The organism is Maribacter algae, from assembly GCF_047345745.1.
Taxonomy (GTDB): Bacteria; Bacteroidota; Bacteroidia; order Flavobacteriales; family Flavobacteriaceae; genus Maribacter.
In genome coordinates this window covers 209957-226080 of sequence record NZ_JBLFES010000001.1, presented here as the reverse complement: position 1 = coordinate 226080, position 16124 = coordinate 209957, and the positions used below count along the sequence as shown (strand labels likewise).

The window sequence follows — 16124 nt, the reverse complement described above, 5'->3', positions numbered from 1 at the left end:
TTTTGATGTTTATAGGTTTTTTCTTACAAATTTAATTCAATAAAAAAGTGCTACTTATTATATTTCAATAGAATGTATACGGGAAAATGGTCGCTATATCCACCTAAATATTTCTTGCCGACATAAGTCCTGAAAGGACTTCCTTTATATTTTCCTTTATTCTCTTTTAAGGATTTATCGTCAAAAATATTGGCCTTGGAAAAACTATGGGTTCCCTTTTGATAATTGAAAAAGCTATGGGAAAGGATAATCTGATCAAAAAGGCTCCAACTCTTTTTGTAATTAGAACTCCCACGCTCTTTCGGCAAGTGTAGCTTTTCCATAGGATTGAATAAGCTAGTGTCTTCCATCAAGGTTTGAATGCTCAACGATTTTGGGTCATCATTAAAGTCGCCCATAACAATATAATTGGGGTTCTGGTCCAATAGCTCAATTTCCTCCATCTTCCTTTTTACGACCTCAGCAGCTTTCACTCTCTTATATTCGGTGATATCGTTACCGTCTCTTCGCGAAGGCCAATGGTTTACAAAAAGATGCACCTCTTCCTTATTCAACTTTCCGTGAACGTATAATATATCCCTTGTTGTATCCCTGACTCCGTCTATATTATCGATCATCAAAAGCAATGGAGCCGTTTCCAATACTTCAAAATACTTCTTTCTATATAGAAGTGCCGTATCAATACCCCGTTCATCGGGAGATTCATAATGTACAAATCCATAGTCCACATTTTGTAAGGGCTTCGTATTCAATAGGTCCTTTAGCACCTTGTTGTTCTCTACTTCCGCTACGCCCACAAGAACAGGAGCGTGCTGATTAAGGTCTTTTCCTATTTCAAAAATAGTCCTCGCCAGTTTATTCAATTTATTACTGTACCTTTTTGGTGTCCATTCCTTGAATCCACTTGGGGTAAAATCATCATCCAACGTGTGATTATTATTATGGGTGTCAAAAAGATTTTCCAAGTTATAGAATGCAACCGTGTACAACTGTTTGTTTGTTTTCTTTTTGAACAATGAAAAACGCATAAGGGATTAAAGAGCCTGTTTAAATTTTATTCAATTATTTTGTTATGCTTCTTTTTGCGCCGTTCTTCGTTAAAATTTTCTACCATAGGCTACGGCTATGCTATAAAATTTTGCCTAAAACAACACCAAAAATAGTCTATAACAATTCTTATCACTAAAACCTTAACAGACTCTAAGTGATTAGGACCATAAATTTACTAAAATAGCTTAGAGACTTTTATTTAATTTTGCACTTTGCGGATATATGTTAGAGAAGAAAAAAACAGAATATGAAAAAGCTGTCCTTATAGGAATTATCAATAGGGAGCAGAACGAAGAAAAAGTAACGGAGTATTTGGACGAATTGGCGTTTCTCACCTATACCGCCGGTGGGGAAGTGATGAAACGATTTGTGCAACGTATGGATGTGCCCAATCCCAAAACCTTAATCGGTTCCGGTAAGATGGAGACGGTAGAAGCCTATGTAAAGGAACACGAGGTAGGTTCGGTCATTTTTGATGATGAGCTTACCCCGGCCCAGCAACGCAACATTGAAAAACAATTGCGCTGTAAAATTATAGATAGGACCAGTCTTATCCTTGATATTTTTGCACAACGTGCCCAAACAAGCTATGCCCGTACACAAGTAGAACTGGCACAGTACGAATACCTTTTGCCACGGCTTACCGGACTTTGGACGCACTTGGAACGGCAAAAGGGCGGTATTGGAATGCGCGGTCCAGGGGAAACAGAAATAGAAACCGATAGGCGTATTGTCCGTGACCGCATTACCTTGCTCAAAAAGAAGTTGCTGAAAATTGACCGGCAGATGGAGACACAACGGGGCAACAGAGGTGCATTGGTCCGCGTAGCCTTGGTAGGCTATACCAATGTGGGGAAATCTACGTTGATGAACGTTATTAGTAAGAGCGATGTCTTTGCGGAAAACAAGCTCTTTGCCACTTTGGATACGACCGTTCGTAAAGTAGTCATCGGGAATTTGCCTTTTTTACTGAGCGATACCGTAGGTTTTATTAGAAAACTCCCCACACAATTGGTTGAAAGTTTCAAAAGTACTTTGGATGAAGTTCGCGAAGCAGATCTGTTACTTCACGTTGTGGATATTTCGCATCCGCAGTTTGAGGAGCATATAGATTCCGTTAATCAAATATTGGACGAAATTAAAAGTGCCGATAAAAAGACCATTATGGTCTTTAACAAAATAGACCTTCATAAAAATGAAACCATAGCTGAAGACGATTTGGTGACCGAAAAAACTACAAAGCATTTCACCATTGCCGACTGGAAAAAAACCTGGATGGAAAAAGTAGGTGATAGGGCCTTGTTCATCTCTGCACTGAACAAACAAAATTTAGACGAATTTAGAAAGCGAGTTTATGATGAGGTGAGAGACATTCAAGTAACCCGTTTTCCTTATAACAATTTCCTTTACCCTGAGCATTTGGATGCACATTGACGATGAACTACACACCTATTTTAGGTAGTTCATCGATCAGAACAAACCATTGATATTATTCACCACATTTTAGAATACGTTCACAACATAAATGCTGTGAAGGTGAATTGTTGCCGTAGATTTACAGTGTGATTAAGCAATGGTATTAACCCCAAATTGATATTTAGCTTACATAACAAAGCGTAAAAACCCCAAATTTTACGATACTTACTTAACCTGAAAAGCCCTCTGAATAGAGGGCTTTTTTATTGTAGTATTTCCTGTTGAATTATAAGGAATAATTAAGACCGAACAACCAATAGCTCTGCACAGGGTTGTCTACGTTTTCAAATGTTGGTACAGGAGTTACTCCTGTTGCAAGTGCATTGGCCAATGCTTCTTGTTTGTTATTTCTCAATCCAAACTCAAATCCCAGCCCAATACCTTTCCATAAGGTATATCCAAAGGAATTGATCCATGTCCAGTTAGAGAGGTCTCCACTCTTATAACTTTGGAAGGTGGAAAAGTTTGTCTTAAAGTTTATCGCACCAATGCTCCTCGTATAATCAACTACTATCTTGGCACCTGTAGAAGACTCATAAACGGCATCGTTTTCAGCAAAAACAAAATTGTAGTTTAACGGATGAATAACAACGACCATGTTTTCAATGGGCAACCACGTTGCTCCCACACCAAAATCCAGGTAACCGGGATCATTAAAATTATTGATGATTGAGGTACGGTACTCTGCCAAGGCAGAAATAGCGAACTTCTTGCTCAGGTTATAACCAAATAGGGAGGTAACATTAAAAACATCAGTAGTTCCATTAAAATCCTCACTATCGTCCGGGTCGTCCTTATCGTCTAATTTTACCCATTGGAGATTAACATTTAAGGAGTTGTTCCAGAAATATTTTTCCCGTTTTAGATTGGCGAAGGCATTTCCCGTAATACCAATATTACCGGATGAGTTATTTGGTGTTCCCTGCCCGTACCAATTATTGAACCCCGAAAGATTTAGGCCCAAAGTTCCAAAAGCGCCTTTTCTCCAACCGGGCAACGCATCTATTTTACCTTGTATCGCATCTATTCTACCCTGAATCGCAGCAATAGAATCTTTCTTAGGACCCATTTGAGCCTTCAGTTCTTCCGCCGTCTGCATATCGGTTTGGGAGAATCCAAGAGTGCAGGCAAGTAACATAATAGCGATTAAAAAAATGTTTTTCATGATAATAGTGTTTAGTGTTTTATAAACACAAATGTAAGAATAGTAGCATTTTTAACAGGAAAAATAATTCTATTTTCTTTTGTAAAGTGGAACGGAAGAACATGCTTCGCCGTACATAACGGACTTTGCGACAGGTTGTAATCGCTGTGCGAGCATTAGATATGCATTGGGCGGAACAGGCTTGTTACTGCACCCTTTTATGATTACGGGTTTATCCTTAAAGTTGGTTACATCCAAGTTCTCTATTATAGATTGATATAAGGAGGTCTCCAAATCTTCTAAGCTCCCCTGAACTATTTTCTTGGCATAAGGCTGAAGTTTTGTAGTCAACAGCATATAGGCCCAACCCGGGATAATGGCATCGGTAGAACATCCTAAGGCAACGTAGGTATCTTGATAAATTGACCAGTCCTGCTCATTAAGACGTGCTCTAAATTCCTTTTCCCGAAGAATAAGACCCTCATAAAGCCAATCTTTAATGTCGAGTGTTATTCGTTGCCCCTTTGGATAATAGTCTTCCAAATCGAACGTAACGAGTTTGCTTTGTGCTACTTTATTTACTATTTCAGACATAAGAAATCAGTTGTCAGTTATCAGATTTTAGCTTCTAGATGCTTTATCAACCCATGAATAGTTCTAGATATTTCATCACAAGTAAAATATACGTTATCGAATTCTAGCTGGTCAACGTACTTAATATCCAAGGCGAGATATAGCTGCGATTTACTTCATAACATGAAGCTTGGGCCACATTTAGAAAATAGACAAACTCTTTATTTGTTTTTCGTCCATACCCTTCGGCAATGTTAGATGAAATCGATATTGATGCTCTTCTTATTTGGTCTCTTAATGCAAAATCTTTTGAAAAATTATTTTTTGTTGTAAGTCTATAATTTTTTTGTTTAATTCCCTGGATTTCTTCCATGATATAATTTGCTCAAAACCCTTATCTACTGACATCTGATATCTTACCTCTTAAATCTATAACATTCCCAATTCCAGCTTGGCTTCTTCGCTCATGGCATCTTGCGTCCAAGGAGGGTCAAAAGTAATCTCGACCTCGGCATCCTTTATTTCATTGATAGATTTTACCTTTTCCTCTACCTCGACCGGAAGTGTTTCCGCAACGGGGCAGTTGGGTGATGTTAGGGTCATGAGAATCTTTACCTCGCTCTCTTCATTGACCAAAACATCATAAATAAGGCCCAATTCATAAATATCCACCGGTATTTCCGGATCATAAATGGTCTTCAGCACTTTTACGATTTTTTCGCCCAATTCTGGCTGATCTGCATCTTGTATTTCTTCGCTCATAATTTTTAGTTTAATTGAGTTTGATACGCTACAGCATACAACTTGATCTGTTTGATCATGCTTACCAGGCCGTTGGCCCTAGTGGCGGACAAATGTTCCTTAAGTCCAATATCGTCTATAAATTGGGTATCCGCATCAATAATATCCTGGGGCTTTTGATTGCTAAAAGCTCTGATCAGGATTGCAATGATGCCTTTGGTGATAATAGCATCGCTATCTGCCGTAAATACCAATTTGTTATCATTCAGTTCCGCATGCACCCAAACCTTGCTTTGGCAACCTTTTATGATATTATCGTCTGTCTTGTACTCTTCCTCTATCAATGGAAGCGATTTCCCTAACTCGATCATATATTCATAGCGCTGCATCCAATCATCGAACATTGAAAACTCCTCTACAATCTCTTCCTGTATTTCCTTTATTTGCATTAGCCCCTCTTAATCTCCCCAAAGGAGAGAAATTTTTATACTCACAAAAATACGATAAGTAAGTTTGGTTTTCAATTGTTTAAGAGAAGGATAACAATTGGCTTATAGCAGCATATTTCTTGCTCTTTTAACTCCCTCGACCAGCACATCGACCTCTTCTTTGGTGTTGTAGAAAGAAAAACTTGCGCGAACGGTACCCGGAATTTTGTAGAAGTCCATAATAGGTTGTGCACAGTGATGTCCTGTGCGTACTGCAATCCCCAACTTGTCCAGAATAGTGCCGATATCATAAGGATGCAACCCATCAATATTAAAAGAAATCACGGAAGTTTTATTTTTGGCGGTACCATAAATTTTGAGTCCCTCTATTTTTAGCAATTCTTCCGTAGCATATTCCAAAAGTTCGTGTTCATACGCCGCAATAGCCTCAAAACCGATAGCGTTCATGTAATCCAGAGCAGCCCCAAAAGCGATACCTCCACAAATATTGGGCGTTCCTGCCTCAAACTTGTGCGGTAAATCTGCATAGGTCGTTTTTTCAAAAGTGACTTCCGCGATCATCTCCCCACCACCTTGATACGGTGGAAGTTTCTTGAGCCAGTCTTCCTTCCCGTAAAGCATCCCAACGCCTGTAGGTCCACAAATTTTATGTGCCGAGACCGTATAGAAATCTACATCCAATTTTTGGACATCTGCCACTAAATGTGGAGCAGCTTGTGCACCGTCTATTAAAACGGCCGCTCCCGTTTCATGTGCTTTTTCAATAATCTCTTCAATGGGATTAATGGTCCCTAGCGCATTGGAAATATGGTTGCAAAAAACCAATTTCGTTTTATCCGAAAGGAGCTCATCATAGACATCCATCAGCAGTTCTCCTTCTTGGTTCATCGGGATTACCTTTAAAACAGCCCCTGTACGTTCACAGAGCATTTGCCAGGGTACGATATTGGAATGGTGTTCCATGGCCGAAACCAAAATTTCGTCTCCCTTTTTTATAAGCGATGAAAATCCGTTCGCAACAATATTGATACTATGCGTTGTACCCGAGGTAAAAATGATTTCATGTGCTTTTGCAGCATTGAAATGTTGCTGTATTTTTTGACGTGCCTCCTCATATTTATCCGTGGCTTCTTGCGATAACGCATGAACCCCTCTATGTATATTGGCATTATAGTTTTGATAGTAATCCGTTATGGCGTCAATCACTTGCAGTGGCGTCTGCGAAGTAGCTGCATTATCCAAATACACCAAAGGTTTCCCGTTAACTTCCCTGCTAAGAATCGGAAAGTCTTTACGGATTTCTTTTACATTCAACATAGTCTTTCAAATAGAATACAAAGATACCCACAATACCTATGAAATTGGTGGAGATATACTAGAATTTAGAGGTTTAGAATCGATATCCTATCCCGGCTTTAAAAATACCTAAATCAAGATTGTCCCGGAATTCAACATCCAACGAAATATAATCGTATTGCGCCTGAATAAAAAAGTTATTCCATACATCGTATGAAATCCCTAAATTAATATTGAAACCACCGTATGAATTCTTGTTTGAAAAATCTTGACCATTAAGCATGCCTTCAAAATTTGAGCTTACGATTGTATACCCAAGTCCAAGGTTTGGACGTAATTTTTTAATGCCTGGTATTTGAAATTCTCCGAAGATTCTTGGCTGGAATATCCAATCAGTTTCGTCAAAATCATCTGACTGAGGTATATCGAACGACCTAATATTTTCATGGAATAACGCAGTGTTCATGCTAGCTCCCAATTCAACAATATTAAAATCCAAAACTCTGTATTTAATTCCAATATCTAATATTCCATCTGCATCATTCCCAAAATTATCACCAACCCATAAGGGATAACTAGCTTCTAAACTCCATTTTTTATCTTGTGCGTTGGAAAAAAAGATAGTAAAAAGAAAACCTAAAAAAAGTAATTTTTTTGTCATTTTAATTGTTTTTTGGTTAAGATTGAACTGCTAAACTAGTTGAAATACAGTGTAGGAAAATCTAACAAATAGTTAATACTAACACAAAGAAGCGTTAATAGTGGCTTAATGAATTCCTAACAGGATTCTTTTTTTGAGCCGGTTTTAGAAAAGCACGTAGCCAGCGGAAAGTTGTAGTGCAACATTAAATGTTTGAAATTCCGCTGCAAACCTTCCTCTGTTTAAATTTTTCAGCCCCTGATAGTATCTGAGTTGAAAGTTCAACTGATCATTAACAAAAAAGGTAAGCCCCAGATTAGCACCATAATCTGTTCTGAAATCTCCAGGACTAGACTGTCTCTCCAAATTATCATCCGCTTGAAAGGATTCTTTTAGTTTGTTTACTGTATTGAGTAGAAAACCTATTTGAGGACCAAAATCCAAACCAAATCTATTGGTAAAATTATATCTCAGGTTCAAAGGAATCACTAAAAAATTAGCTCTTTGCACCGATCTTAAATTTGAGTTTAAAACTGGAGTCGGTTCAACATTAAAAATTCGAAGCTCTTCAATTGAAATATTAGTTGTACTGCCTATAGAAAAATATAAAATTTCAGGATTTACAGATATTCTATTTGAAATAGGTAGATTCATAAATCCTCCAAAATGATAAGCCAACCTAGGATTAACAGCATCACTAACATCTCCCGTAACCGTTGACAAATTCAACCCTCCCTTAACTCCAAAATTAATCTCCTGCGATTGAATGTTGGAACAACAAGATATGAGGATGAATACAAGTAACGTTAGATTTTTCATGAGCTGGAATTGGCAAATTCAAATGAGAAACGCAATATAAAACAAAAACTCCTTCGTCAAATACTGACGAGGGAGTTTTCATAACTTGTTTTTAGATTCCTACAAATCAAACCCAAGATTCACCCCAAGTTTTTTGGCTATCAACTTATTGATTCTTGCCTTAACTTCCTGAATCTTTACGCTCTCCAGAACGTTATTGGCAAATGCATACATTAAAAGTGCCCTAGCCTCTTTTTTAGGAATACCTCGAGATTGCATGTAGAACAAAGCATCTTCATCCAATTGACCTATCGTACAACCGTGAGAACATTTTACATCATCCGCAAAAATCTCTAATTGCGGTTTTGTATTAATGGTAGCTTTATCGCTGATTAGAATATTGTTGTTCTGCTGAAACGCATTCGTCTTTTGCGCAATCTTATCCACTATAATTTTACCGTTGAAGACCCCGGTGGAGTTCTCGCCGTAAATTCCTTTATAATCTTGGTGGCTCTCGCAGTTTGGTTCTATATGATGTACCAAAGTGTGATGATCTACATGTTGCTTTTCGCCCAAGATAGTGACCCCCTTCATGATGGAATCTATATACTCGCCATTCTGGTAAAAATTCAAATTGTTCCTTGTCAACTTTCCACCAAATGAAAAGGTATGCACCTTTACAACACTTTTATTCTTTTGATTGATATAAGTATTGTCTATCAATGATGCGGTAGCGGCATCGTTCTGAATTTTATAGTAATCTACAATAGCACTTTCCGCTGCGAAAATTTCGGTAACCGAATTGGTGAGGATTTCGTTCGTTGTTAAACTTTGATGGCGCTCAATAATCTGAACTTCTGCGTTTTCTTCTACAACTACCAAATTTCTCGGCTGCAACATCAAAGAGGCCTCATTGCCCGTTGCAAAATTTAAAATTTCGATAGGCTTTTTAGGCATCTTGTTCTTAGGAATGTAGATGTAAGCCCCTTCTCTACTAAAAGCGGTATTCAGCGTAGTCAACGACTCCTCCTTTGAAGCAACCTTGTTGAAATATACATCTATGACGGGCTTGTACATTTCTTTGGTCAAAGCGGAACTCATCAAACAAATGTCAACACCATCATGTGTGGTTTCCGAAAGATAAGAGCTGTAAATACCATCGATAAAAACGATTTTATAAGTATCTATCTCATGAAGAAAATAGCGTTTTACGTCTTTATATTCCAAGGCATTTTCCTCTTTAGGGAAAATACTGAAATCAATTTTTTGTAGGCTATTCAACGAAGTATATTTCCAGGCTTCTTCCTTTTTACTGGGAAAACCCTTTTCCTCAAAATTCTTTATCGCAGCAGTACGAACTTCGTGAACGGGATGGTCCAAGTCCACGTTATTCTCAAACGCCATGAAAGAAGATATTAATTTGTCTTTTAAATCCATTTTTAAAAAGTATTAAGTAGAGCGTATAAAGTAAAAAGTACTGTACACTGATTACTTTTCACTATGTACTTTTTTAAACCGTTGCTTCTTGTTTAATCCAGTCATATCCTTTTTCCTCTAGTTCCAAGGCCAGTTCCTTTCCTCCTGATTTAACAATTTTTCCGTTATGTAATACGTGTACAAAATCCGGGACAATGTAATCCAGCAATCTTTGATAGTGTGTAATCACGATAACCGCATTATCCTTACTCTTTAATTTATTCACCCCGTTGGCTACGATACGAAGCGCATCAATATCCAAACCGGAATCCGTCTCATCCAAAATAGCAACTTTAGGTTCTAGCATGGCCATTTGAAATATCTCGTTTCTCTTTTTTTCCCCTCCGGAGAATCCTTCGTTTAAAGAGCGACTCAAGAATTTTCTATCGATTTCCAATAATTCCGATTTCTCACGAATCATTTTTAACATCTCATTGGCGGGCATATCTTCTAGTCCTTTGGCTTTTCTGGATTCATTGATTGCCGTCTTCATAAAGTTCGTTACCGAAACCCCAGGAATCTCCACTGGATATTGAAACGAAAGGAATATGCCTTTATGGGCCCTTTCCTCGGGAGCTATATCCTCTAAATCCTCACCATCCAGTTCAACGGAACCTTCCGTGACCTCAAACTCTTCTTTCCCGGCGATTACGGAAGCCAATGTACTTTTCCCGGAACCGTTCGGTCCCATAATGGCATGGACTTCCCCAGCTTTTACCTCTAGATTGATACCTCTTAATATTTCCTTGTCCTCTACTTGAGCGTGTAGATTGTTAATTTTCAACATAACCGTTACTTTAAATATTCTGGTGCCTTTGGCATTTTATTAAAATCTTTCTTTGCGTGCTGTATAAATACCTTTGCATCTTTTTCCTTTACAAAGGTTTCAAAAGCTTCAAAACTAGCTTTTGTCTGTGTTACATCCGTATTAAAACTAGGTACTCTTTTGTGTTCCCTATTTTCGTACAAGTGATATAAATCTCCCGTTAACAACATTGGTCCGTTTTCCACTAAATCCAAGTATAGAACTTGATGGCCCGGGGTATGGCCCGGCATGGACTTGATGACCACGCTGCCGTCTCCAAAGACATCAAAATCTCCATTTATCTTCTTCACATTTGTCAGTTCCTGAATGGCCTCATATAAACCTTGTCCAGAATTTTTGACCTCATCACTCGTGATAAAATCATATTCCGTTTCTTGTACCAACCAAGTGGATTCGTTAAACACATTTGCATGACCTGTATGGTCAAAATGAGAATGTGAGAGCGCGATATAATCAATATCCTTTGGCGTCATATCAATACTTTTTAATTGATTTATGACCGAATCTTTCCTGGAAATCGTAAAAGCGCCTCCCGGAGGAGTTATGGGCTCGGGCGAAGCCACTAAACCTTCAGGAAGACCGGCATCCCACATTAAGGTTCCTTTTGGGTGAACTATCACATAAAAAGGGTCTGCAAATTCTTTGGACTGGCCCTGATAGGTAGTATCTTGTGAAAACAATTCCAATTTATTGGCCATCACGGTTCCACCGTTAAAAGTATATAGTTTTACTGCTGGCTTTTCAATCTTATCGGATTCTAATGCTACCTCGGTTACCTCTTTCTTTGTTTCCTTGCAGGAGAAGAATGTGGTTATTAGTATTGCTATGATTAATCTTTTCATTTTTATATTATTTGTCTGTTCGAGCCTTTTGGCTCCAATCAAAACAGGCTGTGTAGAGAATTACTTAATTACCTCTTTGCAGTGCTCAAAGCGACATCAAATTAAATTATCCTACAGAGCCTTCCAGACTTATTTCCAATAATTTCTGGGCTTCTACGGCGAACTCCATCGGTAATTTATTCAGTACTTCCTTACTGAATCCGTTTACGATCAACGCAATGGCTTTTTCCGTATCTATTCCCCTTTGGTTACAATAGAAAATTTGGTCTTCCCCAATTTTACTGGTTGTGGCCTCATGTTCTATTTGAGCCGATTTATTTTTTGCTTCAATGTATGGGAAGGTATGTGCGCCACATTCGTTGCCCATTAAAAGCGAATCGCACTGTGAAAAGTTACGGGCATTTTCCGCACGACCGTTCACCTGTACCAAACCACGGTAACTATTTTGGGATTTTCCAGCAGAAATACCTTTAGAGATAATGGTGCTCTTGGTGTTTTTGCCCAAATGAATCATTTTGGTTCCCGTATCCGCCTGTTGATAATTGTTGGTCACGGCAATGGAATAAAATTCCCCGATAGCATTATCGCCCTTTAGAATACAGGAAGGATATTTCCAAGTTACGGCAGAGCCTGTCTCGACCTGTGTCCAACTTACTTTTGCATTTTTCTCGCAGATGGCCCGCTTAGTCACGAAGTTATATACACCACCCTTTCCAGATGCATCTCCAGGGAACCAATTCTGTACGGTAGAATACTTTATCTCCGCATTCTCCAGCGAAATGAGTTCCACAACGGCCGCATGCAGCTGGTTTTCGTCACGGGACGGAGCGGTACATCCTTCCAAATAGCTCACATAACTGCTTTCATCCGCAATGACCAAGGTACGCTCAAATTGACCTGTACCTCCTTCATTGATCCTGAAATAAGTAGATAGTTCCATCGGGCATTTTACCCCTTTTGGAATGTAGCAGAACGAACCATCCGTAAATACGGCAGAATTCAATGCCGCATAAAAATTATCTGTTTTAGGGACTACGGTACCCATATACTTTTTTACCAATTCCGGATGTTCCTGAATCGCTTCCGAAATAGGCATAAAAATGATTCCCTTTTCGGCCAAGGTCTTTTTAAACGTAGTGGCCACGGAAACGGAGTCTACCACAATATCAACCGCTACGTTCTGTAGTTTCTTTTGCTCGTCTACGGAAATACCCAGCTTCTCGTACATTTTCAGCAATTCCGGATCAACATCGTCCAAGGATTTATTGGGGTCCGCCTTTTTGGGTGCCGAATAATAACTAATGGCTTGAAAGTCTGGTTTTTCGTAGTTGACATTGGCCCATTCCGGTTCTTCCATCTTTTCCCAGATTCGGTAGGCATCAATACGCCAATCCGTCATCCATTGTGGTTCGTTCTTCTTTTTTGAAATTGCACGAACAATGTCTTCGTTCAATCCTTTTGGAAACGTATCCGACTCTATTTCCGTATAGAAACCATACTCATACTCTTTGGTTTCCAGCTCTTTCTTTAATTCTTCTTCTGTGTATGCCATAAGCCCCCCTTTAATCCCCCAAAAAGGGGAAATTTAATCCTACTATTTTATAAACTTGAAAATCTCAAACCTTAATCTTTTTACTTGTTTTCATAACCTGCTAATTCTCCCTTTGGGAGCTGGGGGCCTACAATGAAAAACTTTCCCCACAACCACAGGTTCTTTGCGCGTTTGGATTATTGAAAACAAAACCTTTACCGTTTAATCCGCCCGAATATTCCAGCACGGTCCCTACTAGATATAAAAAACTCTTTTTATCAACGATAATACGTACATCATTATCCTCAAAAACCTTATCGGTCTCACCCATCTTGTTATCAAAGTCCAGTTCATAGGAAAGTCCGCTGCAGCCACCGCTTTTCACTCCCACGCGAACATAATCCGTAGTAGCATCATAACCATCTTCTGTCATGAGGGCTATGACCTTTTGCTTCGCCGTTTCCGATACTTGAATCATAACTAACTAGATTTATTCTAAATAATTCACAAATATAGGCTATCAGTAGCTTTTTACCACTAATCCTAACATTATTATAACGTATATTTTGATAAGCTTTTCCTATGGAAAGTTTAAACAGAACGACATGCCAATTATTTGATCTTTAGAACGACCACATCTGTTTTTCCTTTTGAAGTAATGGAAGGGAAATCCTGACTTTCCGTTTGGCCAACGACCAAAATACTACCATCCGAATTTTCAACTAAATCGAAGCCGAAATCAATTCCCGTTCCGCCAAAGGATTTTTGCCAGACCATACTACCCTCAGCATCGGTTTTTATGAGCCAAATATCATTTTCCCCAACATTGGTATTGGTATCCTTATCCGTACTTTTGGTATTCCCGACAAGCATAAAACCCCCATCCGCGCTTTGTATCACCGCTTGGGCGGCCTCAAATTGCGAACCGCCAAAAGTCTTTTCCCAGACCAAACTGCCAGCGTCGTTCACCTTTATCATCCAAATATCCGATTCTCCTTTATTATTGGAAATATCGCCATCCGTACTAAAAGTATTCCCGACGAGTACGTAGCCGTTGTCACTGGTCTTGGCGATGTCATAGGAGATTTCTATCCCGGAACCGCCAAAGGACCTTTCCCAGAGCATATTTCCCTTACTATCAACTTTTACCATCCAGAAATCATAGCTCCCCTGCGTATCGCTGATATCAAAATCATTGCTCTCCGAAAAACCTGCCATTACAAAACCGTCGTCCTCTGCCTGGACTACGGCATGGGCACGGTCGTTATTGGTGCCCCCAAAATACCCTCGCCATTGCAACTGTGCCTTTTCATCTATTTTAGTGCCCCAAAACTCTCCTACGCCATGTCTTGTGAGTGTATTTGCTTTTTCGGCATTCCCATCGGCGCGAGCGGAGGTGATGTCCAGAAAACCGGTGAAAAAGAATCCACCGTCCTCGGTCTGTAAAATATCATAGGAATGGTCGTGTCCAGAAAACCCGAAGCTTTTTTCCCATTCTATTATCCCGGAAGCATCCAATTTCAACAACCAGTTATCGTGGAACCCGTTGTTTATAGATCCATCGCCATCATCACTCATGGCATAGCCCGTTAACGCATAACCGCCATCAAAGGTTTGTACCAGACTCTGCCCACGGTCATCTTTGCTGCCTCCATACGTCTTGTTCCAAACCATATTGCCCTCAGCATCCAACTTTAAAAGCCAATAATCGTTCACGGGCAGATCCTTGTCCAGAATATCCCCGTCCAAACTATTGGTATATCCTAAAACGGCATAACCTCCATCCGTAGTTTTAATAATGGACTGACCTGTTTCCTCCCCTGTTCCACCAAAATTTTTGACCCATTCCAATTCTCCCAAAAAAGAAGTCTGTGTTCCCAGATTTTCTGGTACAACCTCATCCTTGGAACAGGAACAGATAAGCATCAATATCAAAAACGTTATAGGTCTACGTAGCATTGTTTAGTTGGATTTTTGGATGATGAAAAGACCTCTGTTGATATCGCTCACTAAAATTTTACCACTGTCAAAATAGGGATAGATACTCCAAGCACCATCAAACTGCGTATTGTTATTTTCTGGATGCGTATCAAAAAATGAAGTCTCGACAATGTTTTTTTCTTCAATTCCGGAAATATCCAAAATTCGTACTCCTGCCGTGTAATTGGCCAAATAAAATTCATTCCCAAGTACGTAACCATTGTGGTCTACGGCACTTGTAGGCCCTAAATATGTGTCGTGCAGAACAGGATTGTCCAAATCGGTCATGTCAAATATTAAGGTTCTTGACCGGAAACCGGAACGAATCTCATCTAGCTCGTCGCCCAAAATAAAGTAACGCTGATCTTCCGTGAACCAACCTTGATGGGTGTACCCTATGTTTGGATAGGGCAATGTAGCTATTTCTTCGGGAGCCGTTTTATCGGTAATATCAACTACTACTACCTGATCTTCGTTGGCCCCGATAAAAATTTCAGCTCCGACATAGCTAGTGTCCGGTCCCTGATAGGTTATCACTTGGGCATCATGGGTATAACCATTGTCTCCCCAACCTCCCGCTAAAGTAGGTGTTGTACGGTTTTGGAGGTTCAAGAAATGTACGCCGCCGTTAAAGGTATCATCGCGAGCCGTACCGACGGGATAGGCAAATCCAGAAGTTTCATTAATCACGATATTATGGGCGTTTCCAATGGCCGTATACCTGCCATCATCTGAAAAAGTGACTGGAGGGTTAGTCACATTTCGTAATTTTTTCAAATCGAATACCTGAACCCCATGCCCTGCGGCTTCAGAAACAACATAGGCAAAATCTCCAAGTACTTTAACATCTCTCCATGAACTAGCATTGGTCGCCGTTGGAAGTTTTCCTAGATAAACGATATTTTCCATATCCGATATGTCTACAAAGCCTGTACCATTGTCCAGGCCCATCAATGCGTATTCTTTTCCAGTAGTAGTATCGGTCCAACCCCAAACATCGTTCCCCGAAGCAGCTTGAAATGTCGTCAAAGGAACAGTGCCCAATAAATCTATCCCATTGCAGGGGAAACCGTCCGCACTACCATTTTCGCATGGGGCAAAAGACCTTGGGTCATTAGTATTACCGAACATATCCCCATCTTGCATACCATTATCATTGTTAGAAGAAGGGTCGTCATTTTTTGAACAGGAAAATAATATTAGTACCGATGCTAAGAAGTAAAGGTTTTTCATAAATCAATGTAATAGCAAAAATTATACCCTTTTGTAAAGATAGGCCATGAAGCGCATTTACACCGAACT

At 39.5% G+C, this 16124-nt stretch carries 17 protein-coding genes; 1 reads left to right on the top strand and 16 read right to left on the bottom strand.

What is annotated here, in order from left to right; genetic code table 11:
- Positions 1-50: 50 nt before the first annotated feature.
- Positions 51-1016 (bottom strand): endonuclease/exonuclease/phosphatase family protein, encoded by a 966-nt coding sequence (locus ACKWBX_RS01060; protein ID WP_413966786.1) that lies wholly within the window; start codon positions 1014-1016, stop codon positions 51-53.
- Between the two features lie 256 nt (positions 1017-1272).
- Between ACKWBX_RS01060 and hflX the strand changes: the two genes are divergently transcribed.
- Positions 1273-2484 carry a GTPase HflX gene (gene hflX / locus ACKWBX_RS01055; protein WP_413966785.1) on the top strand — a complete coding sequence of 404 codons (1212 nt, stop codon included), beginning with the start codon at positions 1273-1275 and terminating at the stop codon, positions 2482-2484.
- Positions 2485-2752: 268 nt separating this feature from the next.
- On the opposite strand, the gene ACKWBX_RS01050 is transcribed toward hflX, so the two are convergent.
- The 15 genes from ACKWBX_RS01050 to ACKWBX_RS00980 form a co-directional block, all read right to left on the bottom strand.
- Positions 2753-3691, bottom strand: a complete 939-nt coding sequence (locus ACKWBX_RS01050; RefSeq protein ID WP_413966784.1) for a DUF3078 domain-containing protein — start codon at positions 3689-3691, stop codon at positions 2753-2755.
- 69 nt (positions 3692-3760) lie between these two features.
- Positions 3761-4264, bottom strand: a complete 504-nt coding sequence (locus ACKWBX_RS01045; protein WP_413966783.1) for a DUF2480 family protein — start codon at positions 4262-4264, stop codon at positions 3761-3763.
- Positions 4265-4367: 103 nt separating this feature from the next.
- A complete protein-coding gene (locus ACKWBX_RS01040) occupies positions 4368-4616 on the bottom strand; it encodes a four helix bundle protein (RefSeq protein ID WP_413966782.1) in 249 nt (82 codons plus the stop codon).
- Between the two features lie 56 nt (positions 4617-4672).
- Positions 4673-5005: an SUF system Fe-S cluster assembly protein gene (locus ACKWBX_RS01035; RefSeq protein WP_413966781.1), complete on the bottom strand. Its 333-nt coding sequence runs from the start codon at positions 5003-5005 to the stop codon at positions 4673-4675.
- A gap of 5 nt (positions 5006-5010) precedes the next feature.
- On the bottom strand, positions 5011-5433 hold the full coding sequence (locus ACKWBX_RS01030) for a SufE family protein (protein ID WP_413966780.1): 423 nt from the start codon (positions 5431-5433) through the stop codon (positions 5011-5013).
- Positions 5434-5535: 102 nt separating this feature from the next.
- A complete protein-coding gene (locus tag ACKWBX_RS01025) occupies positions 5536-6750 on the bottom strand; it encodes an aminotransferase class V-fold PLP-dependent enzyme (RefSeq protein WP_413966779.1) in 1215 nt (404 codons plus the stop codon).
- A gap of 73 nt (positions 6751-6823) precedes the next feature.
- Complete coding sequence (locus ACKWBX_RS01020) at positions 6824-7390, bottom strand: outer membrane protein (protein WP_413966778.1); 567 nt, start codon at positions 7388-7390, stop codon at positions 6824-6826.
- A gap of 144 nt (positions 7391-7534) precedes the next feature.
- Complete coding sequence (locus ACKWBX_RS01015) at positions 7535-8188, bottom strand: porin family protein (protein WP_413966777.1); 654 nt, start codon at positions 8186-8188, stop codon at positions 7535-7537.
- Positions 8189-8287: 99 nt separating this feature from the next.
- The gene (sufD, locus tag ACKWBX_RS01010; RefSeq protein WP_413966776.1) at positions 8288-9604 is read right to left on the bottom strand and encodes a Fe-S cluster assembly protein SufD; all 1317 of its coding nucleotides are present in this window, start codon (positions 9602-9604) and stop codon (positions 8288-8290) included.
- Between the two features lie 73 nt (positions 9605-9677).
- Complete coding sequence (gene sufC, locus ACKWBX_RS01005; RefSeq protein WP_413966775.1) at positions 9678-10430, bottom strand: Fe-S cluster assembly ATPase SufC; 753 nt, start codon at positions 10428-10430, stop codon at positions 9678-9680.
- Between the two features lie 5 nt (positions 10431-10435).
- Positions 10436-11311 carry an N-acyl homoserine lactonase family protein gene (locus tag ACKWBX_RS01000; RefSeq protein ID WP_413966774.1) on the bottom strand — a complete coding sequence of 292 codons (876 nt, stop codon included), beginning with the start codon at positions 11309-11311 and terminating at the stop codon, positions 10436-10438.
- A gap of 106 nt (positions 11312-11417) precedes the next feature.
- The gene (sufB, locus tag ACKWBX_RS00995) at positions 11418-12863 is read right to left on the bottom strand and encodes a Fe-S cluster assembly protein SufB (RefSeq protein WP_413966773.1); all 1446 of its coding nucleotides are present in this window, start codon (positions 12861-12863) and stop codon (positions 11418-11420) included.
- Between the two features lie 127 nt (positions 12864-12990).
- Positions 12991-13320 carry a HesB/IscA family protein gene (locus ACKWBX_RS00990; RefSeq protein ID WP_413966772.1) on the bottom strand — a complete coding sequence of 110 codons (330 nt, stop codon included), beginning with the start codon at positions 13318-13320 and terminating at the stop codon, positions 12991-12993.
- A 134-nt stretch (positions 13321-13454) separates the two neighbouring features.
- Positions 13455-14801: a hypothetical protein gene (locus ACKWBX_RS00985; RefSeq protein WP_413966771.1), complete on the bottom strand. Its 1347-nt coding sequence runs from the start codon at positions 14799-14801 to the stop codon at positions 13455-13457.
- Positions 14802-14804: 3 nt separating this feature from the next.
- Positions 14805-16055 (bottom strand): choice-of-anchor B family protein, encoded by a 1251-nt coding sequence (locus ACKWBX_RS00980; protein WP_413966770.1) that lies wholly within the window; start codon positions 16053-16055, stop codon positions 14805-14807.
- Between the last annotated feature and the right edge of the window lie 69 nt (positions 16056-16124).

Coding starts and splice junctions, on each gene's coding strand:
- hflX (WP_413966785.1), top strand. CDS start 1,273: ATGTTAGAGAAGAAAAAAACAGAATATGAAAAAGCTGTCCTTATAGGA.
- ACKWBX_RS01050 (WP_413966784.1), bottom strand. CDS start 3,691: ATGAAAAACATTTTTTTAATCGCTATTATGTTACTTGCCTGCACTCTT.
- ACKWBX_RS01045 (WP_413966783.1), bottom strand. CDS start 4,264: ATGTCTGAAATAGTAAATAAAGTAGCACAAAGCAAACTCGTTACGTTC.
- ACKWBX_RS01040 (WP_413966782.1), bottom strand. CDS start 4,616: ATGGAAGAAATCCAGGGAATTAAACAAAAAAATTATAGACTTACAACA.
- ACKWBX_RS01035 (WP_413966781.1), bottom strand. CDS start 5,005: ATGAGCGAAGAAATACAAGATGCAGATCAGCCAGAATTGGGCGAAAAA.
- ACKWBX_RS01030 (WP_413966780.1), bottom strand. CDS start 5,433: ATGCAAATAAAGGAAATACAGGAAGAGATTGTAGAGGAGTTTTCAATG.
- ACKWBX_RS01025 (WP_413966779.1), bottom strand. CDS start 6,750: ATGTTGAATGTAAAAGAAATCCGTAAAGACTTTCCGATTCTTAGCAGG.
- ACKWBX_RS01020 (WP_413966778.1), bottom strand. CDS start 7,390: ATGACAAAAAAATTACTTTTTTTAGGTTTTCTTTTTACTATCTTTTTT.
- ACKWBX_RS01015 (WP_413966777.1), bottom strand. CDS start 8,188: ATGAAAAATCTAACGTTACTTGTATTCATCCTCATATCTTGTTGTTCC.
- sufD (WP_413966776.1), bottom strand. CDS start 9,604: ATGGATTTAAAAGACAAATTAATATCTTCTTTCATGGCGTTTGAGAAT.
- sufC (WP_413966775.1), bottom strand. CDS start 10,430: ATGTTGAAAATTAACAATCTACACGCTCAAGTAGAGGACAAGGAAATA.
- ACKWBX_RS01000 (WP_413966774.1), bottom strand. CDS start 11,311: ATGAAAAGATTAATCATAGCAATACTAATAACCACATTCTTCTCCTGC.
- sufB (WP_413966773.1), bottom strand. CDS start 12,863: ATGGCATACACAGAAGAAGAATTAAAGAAAGAGCTGGAAACCAAAGAG.
- ACKWBX_RS00990 (WP_413966772.1), bottom strand. CDS start 13,320: ATGATTCAAGTATCGGAAACGGCGAAGCAAAAGGTCATAGCCCTCATG.
- ACKWBX_RS00985 (WP_413966771.1), bottom strand. CDS start 14,801: ATGCTACGTAGACCTATAACGTTTTTGATATTGATGCTTATCTGTTCC.
- ACKWBX_RS00980 (WP_413966770.1), bottom strand. CDS start 16,055: ATGAAAAACCTTTACTTCTTAGCATCGGTACTAATATTATTTTCCTGT.